10 protein-coding genes are annotated in these 13137 nt (G+C 42.1%); 7 read left to right on the forward strand and 3 right to left on the reverse strand.

The window, feature by feature from the left end:
- Positions 1-201: 201 nt before the first annotated feature.
- Positions 202-918, forward strand: a complete 717-nt coding sequence (locus FOR85_RS00425; RefSeq protein WP_144296230.1) for an SIMPL domain-containing protein — start codon at positions 202-204, stop codon at positions 916-918.
- A 115-nt stretch (positions 919-1033) separates the two neighbouring features.
- On the opposite strand, the gene FOR85_RS00430 is transcribed toward FOR85_RS00425, so the two are convergent.
- Both FOR85_RS00430 and glnA read right to left on the reverse strand, forming a co-directional pair.
- The gene (locus tag FOR85_RS00430) at positions 1034-1876 is read right to left on the reverse strand and encodes a DUF4124 domain-containing protein (protein WP_144296231.1); all 843 of its coding nucleotides are present in this window, start codon (positions 1874-1876) and stop codon (positions 1034-1036) included.
- A 244-nt stretch (positions 1877-2120) separates the two neighbouring features.
- The gene (glnA, locus tag FOR85_RS00435) at positions 2121-3530 is read right to left on the reverse strand and encodes a type I glutamate--ammonia ligase (RefSeq protein WP_068405236.1); all 1410 of its coding nucleotides are present in this window, start codon (positions 3528-3530) and stop codon (positions 2121-2123) included.
- Between the two features lie 681 nt (positions 3531-4211).
- On the opposite strand from glnA, the gene FOR85_RS00440 reads away from it, so the two are divergent.
- From FOR85_RS00440 to FOR85_RS00460, 5 genes are all read left to right on the forward strand, one after another.
- Entirely contained in the window at positions 4212-4835 is a 624-nt protein-coding gene (locus FOR85_RS00440; RefSeq protein WP_144296405.1) for an aminodeoxychorismate/anthranilate synthase component II, read from the forward strand.
- Between the two features lie 121 nt (positions 4836-4956).
- Positions 4957-6075 (forward strand): anthranilate phosphoribosyltransferase, encoded by a 1119-nt coding sequence (gene trpD, locus FOR85_RS00445; RefSeq protein WP_144296406.1) that lies wholly within the window; start codon positions 4957-4959, stop codon positions 6073-6075.
- Positions 6076-6204: 129 nt separating this feature from the next.
- Positions 6205-7092, forward strand: coding sequence for an indole-3-glycerol phosphate synthase TrpC (gene trpC / locus FOR85_RS00450; RefSeq protein ID WP_144296232.1), 888 nt, complete (start codon positions 6205-6207; stop codon positions 7090-7092).
- A gap of 68 nt (positions 7093-7160) precedes the next feature.
- Complete coding sequence (locus FOR85_RS00455) at positions 7161-7892, forward strand: Smr/MutS family protein (protein ID WP_144296233.1); 732 nt, start codon at positions 7161-7163, stop codon at positions 7890-7892.
- A gap of 135 nt (positions 7893-8027) precedes the next feature.
- A complete protein-coding gene (locus FOR85_RS00460) occupies positions 8028-8660 on the forward strand; it encodes a DNA-3-methyladenine glycosylase (protein WP_144296234.1) in 633 nt (210 codons plus the stop codon).
- A 59-nt stretch (positions 8661-8719) separates the two neighbouring features.
- Here FOR85_RS00460 and FOR85_RS00465 read toward each other — a convergent pair whose 3' ends face one another.
- On the reverse strand, positions 8720-10678 hold the full coding sequence (locus FOR85_RS00465) for a mechanosensitive ion channel family protein (RefSeq protein WP_223808441.1): 1959 nt from the start codon (positions 10676-10678) through the stop codon (positions 8720-8722).
- A 384-nt stretch (positions 10679-11062) separates the two neighbouring features.
- Between FOR85_RS00465 and FOR85_RS00470 the strand changes: the two genes are divergently transcribed.
- Positions 11063-13033, forward strand: coding sequence for a TonB-dependent siderophore receptor (locus FOR85_RS00470; RefSeq protein ID WP_144296235.1), 1971 nt, complete (start codon positions 11063-11065; stop codon positions 13031-13033).
- Positions 13034-13137 lie beyond the last annotated feature (104 nt).

Consider the following 13137-nt stretch of genomic DNA (forward strand, 5'->3'; position numbering starts at 1 on the left):
CGTGCAAGTGACGATGTAGCCAAATTTAAACAGCAACTTAACTGACAAAATTCTCATAGCAAATTGTTGATTTTTTGCTATTTTAGTCAGGGTATGTTGCATAAAAAACAATACAAAAAACACTCATATAAAAATGAGTTTTCTGACCATATCCCTCATACAACTATCATGACCATTACTAGCACTAATTAGGAGATAATTATGAAAAACACTTGGATGAACAAAGCCGCACTTGCTACGGGTACCGCTGCCCTACTAACAGCAATGATAGGTAGCGCCCATGCAGAACCCACAGGCTACGATCAGCTGACTTTTCAGACAGAAGTCAAAGAGGAAGTCCAAAACGACGAAGTTCGCGCCACTATGTATAAAAAAGCGCAAGCATCAGATGCTAAAACGCTAGCGACCACGCTTAATACTTCGATCAATAACGCGATGAAAATCGCCAAACGCTACCCAAGCGTGACGGTTAGTACTGGCCAGCAGCGCACCTATCCACGCTACGATAAAAACGACAAAATCATTGGTTGGACAGGACAAGCCAACATCGACTTAAAGAGCACTGACTTTGCTGCCACCAGCCAACTGATTGCAGACTTACAGCAAACCTTAGTGATGGAAAACCTAAACTTTGGGGTTTCAGACGCTAAAAAAGATGCGCTAGAGCAAAAGCTTATGACCGATGCTTCTCGCGCTTTTCAGCAGCAGGCTAAAAACCTGACTCGTGCATGGGATGCGCGCGGTTATCGTGTCGTCACTGTCAATCTAAATACCGGCAGCAACTACCCTCGCCCTATGTATAGCGCGATGAATATGAAAGCTGAAGCGGCGGATGCCTCAGTACCAAGCCAAAGCTTTGAATCGGGTAATAGCACCATTTCAGTGACAGCTAACGGTACGATTGAGTTGTCTAAATAAGATAACGACAGTTATAGAAAATGGTTTTTAACAATAAGGGCAGCCACTGATTCAGTGACTGCCCTTACTTTATAGATATATTTTTATTATTAACACTTAATCAAGCGATTCAAGGTTATTTTTTTATCGGTTCTTCAAGGGTCATCGGTGTATCAACTAGGGGTTTATCAACTATTGGCTTAGTAAATGACAACATATTAGGATGCTTGCCATCTTGACGCATTTTTAGTAACACTTTTTGATACCAAGGCAGACGCTGATACGCCAACAGCTGCTCTGCCAATTTTTTATTTTTTTGCAAGGTTTGCGTGTTTTGAATGACGTAGACGGTACGCTCGACCTGTTTTGCTGCCTGCCCTTTTTTATCTTTTATCACCGCTTTGATATTATGCGTGCCTGGCAAGATATCAACAGTTGCAATCGAAGCGCTCAAACCCTGCGCCACCTCGTTGCCATCTAAGTAAATGCTCACGCTATCGCCTGCTTGTAGGGCTGGTTTTACTTGCACCTTGACATCGATGCTTTGTACCGGACGACGATACGCCCGCTCTTCGCTAGGCTCTGTTATCGTCAGCTGATAATTAATGGGTGCTTTATTAGCGGTTTTGTTACTGTTAGCAGTGGTGCTGGTGGTGCCAGTGCTGTTAGCAGCAGATGCTTGAGTAGTATTGACAGGCTGATTGTTGGCATTGTTGGTTTGACTAGAACTATTTGCACCCACACTATCGCTGCCAGTCATGACGCTGGTTTGGCTAATTTGTTTGCCAGCTTGCTGTTCGTAGTTTTGCGGACGGTCGGTAAAGGTCACTTGACCGGTCTTTTCATCGACAACTTTATAAATAGCAGCGGCATTTGCCATCGGCGCGTAAAGGCTTGCGGTGCTAATAATCAGCCCTGTCAGCAAACTTACCGACAACCCTTTATTTAAAAAAACAGTACTTTTAAATGATGAACTCATAGTCAATCAGCCTAAAGCGATTTGTTATTAATATATAGATGTAACCATTATGCGATATTTTTGCCATTAAATCAGTAATGACTTTACACTAAATTTAACAATTAAACGTCTACTTTAATTGCCCACAAAAAAACCAGCTAAATATAATTTAGCTGGTTTTTCTTATTTAAAACAATTGAGCCTATTAATTATTAATTATTAATTATTAATTATTAATTATTAATTATTAATTATTAATTATTAATTAGCAGCTATAGTACAAATCAAACTCAACAGGATGGACGGTGATATTGACACGTTGTACTTCTTCTTGCTTCAGCGCGATGTAAGCTTCTAGCATCTCTTTAGTAAACACATCGCCTTTTAATAAGAACTCATGGTCATCTTTTAACGCTTGTAGGGCCACTTCTAAGTTTTCAGCAACCGTTGGAATGAGTGCTTCTTCTTCTGGTGGTAAGTCATATAAGTTTTTATCAGCGGCTTCGCCTGGATGCATTTTGTTTTGAATACCGTCAAGACCTGCCATCAATAACGCCGCAAACGCCAGGTATGGATTGGCTGCTGGATCAGGGAAACGCGCTTCAACACGTACCGCTTTTGGGCTACTAACGTGTGGAATACGGATAGACGCCGAGCGGTTAGACGCTGAGTACGCAAGCTTGATAGGCGCTTCATAATGCGGCACAAGACGCTTATAGCTGTTGGTCGATGGGTTGGTAATCGCATTTAAAGCACGGGCATGTTTGATAATACCACCGATAAAGTATAGTGCGGTTTCTGACAAGCCGGCATATTCATCACCTGAGAAAGTATTGACGCCGTCTTTTGAGATAGAAATATGCACGTGCATACCAGAACCGTTATCACCAACGATAGGTTTTGGCATAAAGGTGGCGGTTTTGCCAAACTGGTGGGCAACGTTATGGACGGCATACTTTAGCTTTTGTACTTCGTCTGCTTTACGTACTAAAGTATTAAATGCCACGCCAATTTCTAACTGGCAAGGAGTCACTTCATGATGATGGACTTCAATACAACCTTCACCAATCATATCTTCGATACGCTCGCACATTACCGCACGCATGTCTTGTGAGCTATCAACCGGTGGTACTGGTACATAGCCGCCTTTAACGCGTGGACGGTGCCCCATGTTGCCCCACTCATAGGCTTTATTGGTTGACCAAGCGGCTTCTTCAGCGACGATTTCATGGCTGACACCAGACATATTAACCGACCATTTTACTTCGTCAAAAACAAAGAACTCAGGCTCAGGACCAAAAAAAGCGGTATCACCAATACCCGTTGATTTTAAGTATTCTTCGGCTCGGCGAGCAATAGAGCGCGGATCACGGTCATAGCCTTGCAGCGTTGATGGCTCGATGATGTCACAAGTCACCACCACAGTAACTGCGTCAAAGAATGGGTCGATAAAGGCAGTTTCTGGGTCAGGACGTAAAATCATATCTGAGGCTTCGATACCCTTCCAGCCAGCAATCGATGAGCCGTCGAACATTTTGCCATCTTCCATCACTTCTTCATCAACGCTGTGCGCTGGGAAAGTCATGTGTTGCTCTTTACCGCGGGTATCGGTGAAACGAAAATCAACCCATTTGGCATTGGATGATTCGATAAGATCAAGTAATTTGTTCGACATGGAAAGTTTCCCTTATGGTTAACATGGTAATAAAATTGAAACGTAGAATGAAAATTTTAGACGGAAAGTTTTTTTTAAAGTTGTTTTTTGCTTAAAGCCCAGCTGATTTTCTGGCGTTAAGCTTTAAGTATTTTTATGAGCCAAATAAATGCAGGTGCTATTTTAGCAACATCTGGCCAATAATGCTGAACTCTTCAAATGCATCTTGGTAAATAATATTACATCGCTTTAATAGCGAGCTATTCACACCTATAAGAATTGCAGCTACTATGCCAACTCATCTTCGGGCCATCAAGTTTTTAAAATTTCCAAAGGCTGAAAGTAATAATTATCTACAATAAATACAAACATTTACGTAATATAAATCTTTTATATTAAAGCGTTATTTGCATAGCAATTGCTATGTATAGCTAGCAAACTCAAAGATGAATATATTAAATGACGTCCCATAACAGTGCAAAATTTAGAAAGTTTAACTTAGTAATGCACCTTTATAGAGCATTTATTACTATCAGCGTGCAACAGCGCTACGTTTGATAGATAACGAAATAGTGTTAAGATAACAGCGTTTAAAATCGCATCGCTGTTGAACCTATTGAATTAAAGACACTACACTAAGAACACGAAGCTAAGAACACCAAGATTAAGACACTAGGTTAAAGATAATAAGTTGAACAAATGATGATTTTGATGATCGATAATTACGACAGCTTTACCTACAATATTGTACAGTACTTCGGTGAATTGCAGCAGGACATCAGCGTTTGGCACAACGATGAAATCAGTATTGATGAGATTAAAGCACTCGCGCCAGATGCCATTGTTATTGGTCCCGGCCCCTGTGACCCTGACAGTGCTGGTATTTCGCTAGAGGTGATTGCGACCTTTAAAGGCATTATCCCGATATTAGGTATTTGCTTGGGTCATCAGGCAATCGGTCAAGCCTTTGGCGGTAAAGTCGTCAAAGCAAGCGAGGTTATGCATGGGCGGTTATCGGCTATTTATCATAATGGTCAAGGCGCTTTTACCAACTTGCCAAATCCAGCCCAGTTTACCCGTTATCACTCATTGGTGATTGAGCAAGCAAGCTTACCCGACTGCTTTGAAGTTAGCGCTTGGACTCAAAATGCTGATGGCAATATCGAAGAAATCATGGGCATTCGCCACCGCGAGTTTGCGATTGAAGGCGTCCAGTTTCATCCTGAGTCGATTTTAAGCGAAGCGGGTTATCAGCTGCTGAATAATTTTTTACAAATGCATCAGTTAGCAGTTTTATCCTCAGATAATTTACCAAAAGTAGGATAAGTGTTTTAAAAGACGAACCCTATTTTTTAATCCAATGAATGTATTTAAACGACAACTATAAAAGATAATAATAAGTGAGAATATTATGACCGCTGCCGCTATGCAGGACAAAAAATCAATCATGAATCAAGATAAGCAAAACCTGCAAAATGCTGAGAGCATCAATCAGCTGCCAGATGAGAGTATTCATAAGCTTCTGACCACCGCATTAGGCAGGATTTTTCAGCATATTGATTTGACCTTTGACGAGATGTATCAAGTCATGCTCGTCATCATGCAAGGCAGATGCAGCGATGCCATGATGGGTGCGATTTTGACGGGCCTGCGGATGAAAGGCGAATCCATCGACGAGATTACCGCCTCAGCCAGTGCGATGCGTGACTTAGCTGCCAATATTAACCCAAGAGACTGTCGCTACATGGTCGATATCGTCGGTACTGGTGGCGATGGCGCTAACTTATTTAACGTATCAACAGCGGCAGCCTTGGTCGCAGCCGCAGCTGGGGCGCAAGTCGCTAAGCATGGCAACCGCGGCGTTTCAACCAAATCTGGTAGCTCAGACTTACTTGAGCAAGCTGGTATTAGCCTAACCCTGACACCAGAGCAAGCACAGCAGTGTATCGAGAATCAAGGGATTGGCTTTTTATTTGCGCCCAATCATCATAGTGCGATGCGCTACGCCAATCCGGTACGCCGTGAGCTAAAAGCGCGGACGATTTTTAATATCTTAGGTCCACTGACCAACCCTGCTGGCACGCCAAATCTGGTTATCGGCGTCTTTACCGCCCAGTTATGTGAGCCTTTGGCAAAAGTGATGAAAAATCTGGGCGCGCGTCATGTAATGGTGGTCGGTGCCAAAGATGGTTTGGATGAAATCAGTCTTGCAACTTCAACCACGGTAGCCGAGTTAAAAGACGGTGAAATCTCTGTTTATGAGATGATGCCAGAAGATGCGGGCGTTGAGTCACAAACCTTAATTGGGCTTGATGTCGATTCTCCTGCCCAAAGTCTTGAGCTGATTCGTGCCGCTTTATCAGGTGCAGATACTAATGACCGCGCTGTTCTAAAAGCCCGTGATATGATTGCCTTAAATGCCGGTGCTGCGATATATACCGCAGGACTTGCCAGCAACTATCCGAATGGCGTGAGCCGCGCCCAAAAAGTCATTCAAAATGGTGACGCTTTGAGTAAGCTTGATGACTTAGCCAAATATACGCAGCAATTAGCTGACCAAGTTTAATAAGCTAAATGCTTAGAATTAATAAGAAATACGTGGCTCATAACCCTGTTAATCGCAACTATGTGTGCCGCCTTAATTTATTAGCCTAATTGTTACCCTAATTTTTTTACCAAATAACGGAATATAGCCATGACCGCCAAACCAAAATCAGACACCGCGATTCCTTCAGTGTTGCAGCGTATCGTTGCTACCAAGCACGAGGAAGTTGCTGCTGCTCGTGCGGCAGTATCGCTTGAGGCATTAAAATCGCAAGCCACCGCTGATACCCAGCCACGTCGCGGTTTTGCCAATGCTTTACGCAGCGCTGATATTGGTATCATTGCGGAGATTAAAAAAGCCTCGCCGTCTAAAGGTATTATCAATCATAACTTTGAGCCTGCGCTATTTGCCAAGCAATATGAGCAAGCGGGAGCCAGTTGTTTATCAGTACTCACCGACCGTGATTATTTCCAAGGTGATGATAGCTACTTAATCCAAGCGCGCCAATCTTGCAATTTGCCCATATTGCGCAAAGATTTTATGGTAGATATTTATCAGATTTACCAATCTTACTTAATGGGCGCTGATTGTATTTTATTGATTATGGCCTGTCTTGATGAGGCGCAAGTACAAGAGCTGCATGCGCTAAGCATTGAGCTGGGTATGGATGTCTTGATTGAAGTTCATACAGCAGATGAGCTTGAGCGTGCGCTACAGTTGCCACGTTCAGCGCATAATATCTATGGTATTAATAATCGCGATTTAAACACCTTTGATGTCGACTTACAAACGACGCTTGATTTAAAAAACACCCTGCTGCGCGAATTAGCTATCGATGATGCGCTCGCTGCCAATCCTAATGACCGTCTAGAACGGCCGCTTATTGTCACCGAAAGTGGCATTCATAGCAGCCATGATATACGTTTGATGCTCAATAATGATATTCAGCACTTTTTAATCGGCGAGCAGTTTATGAAGACCGAGCATCCAGGGCAAGCGTTACAATCCTTACTTGCGAGCGTCGCAGCACAGGCGTAAAGTAAACCGCATCTATTTTATGTACGATATAAATCACTCATTCACTCACCAACGATACGTTAATTATTATGTCAAACTCTCTGTTTTCAAAAGAAATGCAAGACCAATTAAAAGAGCTTAAAGGGCAACTGAGTAAAGGTCGCGATACCAATTCACCAGAAGGTGAAAATGAAAAGCCAACCGAACCTGTCTCACTCTTGACCCAAAAACAAGTCAAAAAAACGGTCAAGCAATTAGATAGCGAACATATCGACGACGATAAAGTGCTATTTATGCAAGCGATGCATGGCGTCAACCAGCTAAAAGACAAAAACGTGCGCACACCTGCCAACGCCTCTAAAGCAGGTAAGCCTGACGCTGCAACGCTTTCAAAACGTGCGGCTGCTCAAGGGAGCGAAGCTGGTGATTTGGGCGCAGGCTTGTCAGATATGCAAGCGCTATTAAACCCTGTCGCCGGCGAAGCTTATTTATCCTATAAGCAGCCGACCTTACAAAACAAAATCTTTGATCAGCTTAAAAAAGGTAAGCTACGCTGGTATGATGCGGTAGACATCCATGGTTGCACCATTGAAGAAGCGCGCGATGCAATGACCCAACTGCTCAGCCAAGCCAAGCAAAACAATGAAACTGTGGTAAAAATCGTCCATGGTAAAGGTTCTGAGGCTATTTTAAAAACCTGCGTCAATGGTTGGTTACGTCAACTGCCAGAAGTACTGGCATTTTGCTCGGCTCCGCCGAAAGATGGTGGCAATGGTGCGGTACTGGTACTACTTAAAAAGACCAAGACCGATAAAGAATAAAATTATAGATCGAAAAAAAGGACTGCCACCATGCAGTCCTTTTTTATATCAAAGGTTCACCCTCTCGTTTTGTAGTCGCGCTTTGATAAATCTTCCTATCATTTTGCTGCATATTTTTTAGTAAGTGATTTCTCTATGAATATACAAATCATCGAAAACAAACAAGCATTAAAAGCACATATCAACGCTTTGATTGCTCTCGAACCAAGATTTGCGCCTGTTTATGAGCAAGTGGGTGTGCCTGATTTACGCCATAACGCGGGCGGCTTTACGCAAATAATGAGAGCGATGGTTGGACAGCAGTTATCAGTCGCAGCGGCAGCCAGTATATGGCAACGCTTGGTAGAGGCAGGTTTGACGACGCCATCAGCGATTCGGGCAGCGACAGACGAGGATTTACGGGCGCAGGGGCTCTCTAAGCAAAAAATTCGTTATACGCGCTCTTTGGTCGAGCACGATATAGATTTTGCTGCCTTAACAACCCTACCCGACAACGACGTTATCGATACCCTGACTGCTGTGGTTGGCATTGGACGCTGGACCGCTGAGATGTATCTGCTATTTTCGTTACAGCGCGCTGATGTGCTGGCAGTTGATGATCTAGCCATTAAAGTCGCAGCGATGGAATTGTTAGATTTAGAAGAGCGCCCAACGCCAAAACAATTAAAAAACCTGACCCAAGATTGGTCACCGCACCGTAGCGCTGCCAGCTTATTGTTATGGCAATATTATGGTTTTTTACGTCAAAAAACTGCTATCCCTTTATAAGCCATAGCTTTATAAATAAAACGTTCAATAAACCTTAAGCAAAATAACCACACAAAATATTAAGGCTGATTCCATATAGAAAAACCAAATTTCTTTTTGGCGTGTTTAAACTGACCTTTTTTTAACAGACGATGTTTATGCCTTTGTAGTTTTTGCTTTTTAGTGGTGTCTTTACGAGCCTCTTTCTCACTCGTCGCACTGTCAGCGTTTTTATTTAAATCAAGCGCCTTTTGCTCATCAGCATTATCGTTATTGGCATCAGTGTCTGCTTCACTCGCATCGCTTGCGTCCACTACTTCGTTTATCGAATCATCAGTCACGGTTTCTAGCTGAGGTTGTGGCTCAAGCTCGGCTTGATTGACAATCAGCTGCTGCGTTGGCAGCGCATGCTCGACATCGTATTTTTTCACCAGGGTCAACACGTCGACCAACAAGTCATCTTGCTTACGATAAAACTCTATCGAGTCGACAGCATTAATATAAGCGCGCAGTTGAATGACGTAGCAGTCTTGGCGCAGCTCTGAAATATTGGCCTGATTCCACTCCTGATTGGTCAGCTCGTGCTCGTCCAAAAATTGATCTAATTTTTTGACCATCTTAAAGACCACATCGATATCCGCATTGCGTTTGATATATAAGTTATGCAAAAAGTGAAACATATCCCGCGAGGTATAGTTTTCAATTTGCATCGATGAAAAATCACTGTTAGGCACCGTCACAATCGTCCGGTTCAGTGTGCGCACCCGTGATGAACGAATACCAATATCAATCACCGTACCTGCTTGGTTGCCGAAGCTACAATAGTCGCCGATGCGTACTGGCGAATCTGCCACCACCACCACACTGCCGACCAAGTTCTCAATCGTCTTTTGCGCACCTAGTGCCAAGGCTAAACCACCGACCCCTAATGCGGCAATCCCTGTAGTCAAATCAAATCCTAAATTTCCAAAAATAACAATAACCGCAAAGATTAATAATAGCGCTTTGACCACCTTGCGCATCAAACCCAAGATAGAAACTCGCTCGGTATAGTTTTTCTTATAACTTAAATTGACCGCGCGGGTAAATATCGAATCAATAACCCGCAGTAATAGCCATGTCGTCGCTACCCAAGAGGCAATGTCGGTAAAGCGCTTAATCGGTTCACGCAGTGTCACTGATATACCGGCATATACCATCACCTCGGCCAATATCAGCGCCGTGATAACGACGGTCAGTGGCAATATCACATTATTAGGTAAAGGTAACGTCTCACCCCGTAGGCGAGGATAAATCAGTTTTAATAAATAATAGAGCAGCCAAACCACGATGTAAGTAAAAATAAAACTACTGACTATAATGGCTAATGCCGCCAATATATCAGAAATCTGATAACCAAATAGCTTTTTACCATCTAATGAGTCAATGGTGTAGCGCGAAACCAGCGTCGGCTGATAATTCTCTATCACTTCTGGTATCGAGCTTAGGGTATCGTTTGAAAACTGCCAATATTGCTCGCCTTGCTTAGAGGCTACTCTTTCGAGCACCAGCGGCACGCTCTTATCACCGACATTAATCACGCCGACGTTTTCTTGGCTTGGCGGTAGCTGATCGCTTAAATTTCCCTCAGGCGTATTGTTAATTTGCAAATCAGGCTGAAAACGCCCGCCCGCATCGAGTGCTTGCTTAAATTGGCGCACCACAGTGGTTGGATTATCAGACTTGGATAAATTTAGATAATTACTGGCCAGCAGATAGTCGTTATCGCCCAATGCTTTAATAAAGCCTTGTACAGTATGGCGCGGCGTGTCACGTCCGAAAGAATCGGGCACCGAGGTATTGACCACCTCTTCAGTTTGACCACCCACGCCTAATATGTTGGCTTCGGCAGCAAGCGCCTTATGTGAAAAAACCACGCTTAATACACTCAATAGCATCGCAAAGAAAAACACCGTTATCATGAGCGTTTTTTTTGTTTTTAAAGATATAAATGATGCAGATGGCGCAGTACGAGCACTCAGATGACGCTGAATAGACAAAACAAACCTCTTAGCTTTAGGAAGAGCAGCACAGAAAATAAATGAAATCCGCCACTATAATAGCAATTATTAATCACAGCAATGCGTTTGATTGCATGTTTTTATTACTGGTTAAAATAGTGCTTGCCTTTACAGATGATACTTATATAAAAGCCTAAAAAACACTGGAAATAGCTAAACAACCCAGATAAACCTCAACCATCATGAGCACCACTCATCGTATGCTGAATAAATATTAGGACAAAGTAGTTTATAAATGTGCTGGTTTTATAGATAATAACCTTATGTAATATTCGTATTACTTTTTGTAATTTTTTACTTTTAGGCTCTCGCTTCTGTAACTTTTTAATTTGTTCAATTTGTCATTCAACTTTGGAATTCAATATGGCTTTATCACGTTCATCTTCGACTACCTATCTGCGGTTGTGTATCTTAAGTGCGTTAGGCGGATTTGCTATTAGTGCCACAGCTGCGACTGGTGATAGTAGCGTTATCAATCGCAGCGAGTTGCCACAAGTTGAGCTTGATAAAATCGTCGTGACGGCGACGCGGACGCCAACTAAGACCAGTAATGTCATTGCCCAAACTCGGGTGATTAATCAAGAAGATTTAAAGCGTTATCGAGGTCAGACCGCACTTGATGTTTTGAAAAGTCAGCCAGGTTTCAGTCATTACACTAATGGCGGAGCAGGCACTACCTCAAATTTTTATATACGCGGTTATGATGGCAAGCAAGTCTTAGTGCTCATTGATGGCGTACGCTATAGCTCTTTGAGTACGGGCGGTGCAACATTAAATCTACTTCCAGTAGATCAGATTGATCGTATTGAAGTCTTGTATGGTGCTTCAGGCTCTAGTATTTATGGTGCCGATGCGATGGGCGGCGTTATCCAAGTGTTCACTAAAGGCAATAATATCGAACAAAGCAATATTTCTGTGACCGCAGGTATCGGCTCTCATGATCAATATTTATATGGTGCGAGCGCTCAATTTGCTAATGATAAGGGTACTACGCTGAGCCTAGCAGCCAGTCACAACGAAACAGACGGGTTTAACGCTACTTTACCTCGTGACCTACCAAGTCAGACTGATGATGATGGCTTTGAGAGTGATAACTACAGTTTATTTCTTAATCAAAAAATTAATGATAGTTTAAGATTTGGAATTAGCGGTCTTTATTCGAAATCAACAACCGATATTGACTCTTATGATGATTACATGACGGGCGCTCCTGCTTTAAAGCATGCATTTTCAGATCAAGAAAGTGGAGCTGCTAGCGCATATCTTGAACATTTTACCGATAGCAGCAACACTAAACTTCAATATGATTATAGTATCGACGAATCAACAACTTATGAGACTGATGTAAATAATGGCAGTCAATATGATACTAAGCAGCAGCAAATAAGCTTGATAAGCGTTCAAAATTTGCCAGTCGGTAAAGTAACTCTAGGCGCTGAGCATTTGAAGCAAAAACTGGAGTCAAATGTATATGATGCCGATGTTCGTAAAATTACCAGTGGTTTTTTGGGTTACTTGCTGTCATATAATGGCTTCGATGCGCAAGCCAATATACGATATGACGACTATTCAGACTTTGACAGCGAAACTACTTATAACTTAGGCGGTGCTTATAATATCAGCCCTGATTTTCGTATTGGCGCAAGTTACGCTAAAGGCTATCGCATACCGACTTTTAATGACTTATACGGACCTAAGAGTTGGGGTAGTAATGCAAATCTAAAACCAGAAACTAGTGATAACTACGAAGCTTTTATTGAATATAATACTTCACTGCAATCGACACGCATTACAGGTTACAATAATAAGGTCGACGACCTTATTGCCAGTGATGGTAAAAGCACCCCTGAATACATTTATGGACAAAGAATAAATACTGACAAAGCCAAAATCAAAGGTGTAACATTGACTTCAGATTGGGTGATTGATAATTACCTATTTGGAGCGAGTTACGACTATCAAAAAGCTAAAGATGATAGCGATTACACTGGTAAAGTCGACTATCTTGGTAATCCTATTGATTACAATGGTAACTATCTTCCTATTCGCCCTGAGAACAAAGGCCTTATCTACTTAGGTTATCACTTACCGAGCTTAGATATCCGTGCTGAATATGAATACATAGGTCATTATTATTACAGTGTAAACAATGCTGATTCACAGATCATAGACAGCTTTGGTCTATTTAATATTAGTGGCAATTATCAGTTGACAGATAATTTAACAATGAGTGCTCGCTTAAATAATATTACTAATAAAGAATATGTGACAGCGCTTGGTTATAATACTGACGGTACTAACTTCTTTACCTCACTCACCTATAAATGGTTTTAAGCTTATTTGGTAAAAATTAGAACTTATATACCCCACTCTCAACTTATTTTTCTAAGGTATTGGTTTACTTAGTTTTTAAAATTTCAGTTAAAACAATTAGAATT

The organism is Psychrobacter sp. YGAH215 (genome assembly GCF_007280595.1).
GTDB lineage: Bacteria > Pseudomonadota > Gammaproteobacteria > Pseudomonadales > Moraxellaceae > Psychrobacter > Psychrobacter faecalis.

Excerpts from the sequence above, each read along its gene's own strand:
- FOR85_RS00455 (WP_144296233.1), top strand. The coding sequence starts at position 7,161 with ATGTCAAACTCTCTGTTTTCAAAAGAAATGCAAGACCAATTAAAAGAG.
- FOR85_RS00425 (WP_144296230.1), top strand. The coding sequence starts at position 202 with ATGAAAAACACTTGGATGAACAAAGCCGCACTTGCTACGGGTACCGCT.
- FOR85_RS00460 (WP_144296234.1), top strand. The coding sequence starts at position 8,028 with ATGAATATACAAATCATCGAAAACAAACAAGCATTAAAAGCACATATC.
- trpD (WP_144296406.1), top strand. The coding sequence starts at position 4,957 with ATGAATCAAGATAAGCAAAACCTGCAAAATGCTGAGAGCATCAATCAG.
- glnA (WP_068405236.1), bottom strand. The coding sequence starts at position 3,530 with ATGTCGAACAAATTACTTGATCTTATCGAATCATCCAATGCCAAATGG.
- FOR85_RS00430 (WP_144296231.1), bottom strand. The coding sequence starts at position 1,876 with ATGAGTTCATCATTTAAAAGTACTGTTTTTTTAAATAAAGGGTTGTCG.
- FOR85_RS00440 (WP_144296405.1), top strand. The coding sequence starts at position 4,212 with ATGATTTTGATGATCGATAATTACGACAGCTTTACCTACAATATTGTA.
- FOR85_RS00470 (WP_144296235.1), top strand. The coding sequence starts at position 11,063 with ATGGCTTTATCACGTTCATCTTCGACTACCTATCTGCGGTTGTGTATC.
- trpC (WP_144296232.1), top strand. The coding sequence starts at position 6,205 with ATGACCGCCAAACCAAAATCAGACACCGCGATTCCTTCAGTGTTGCAG.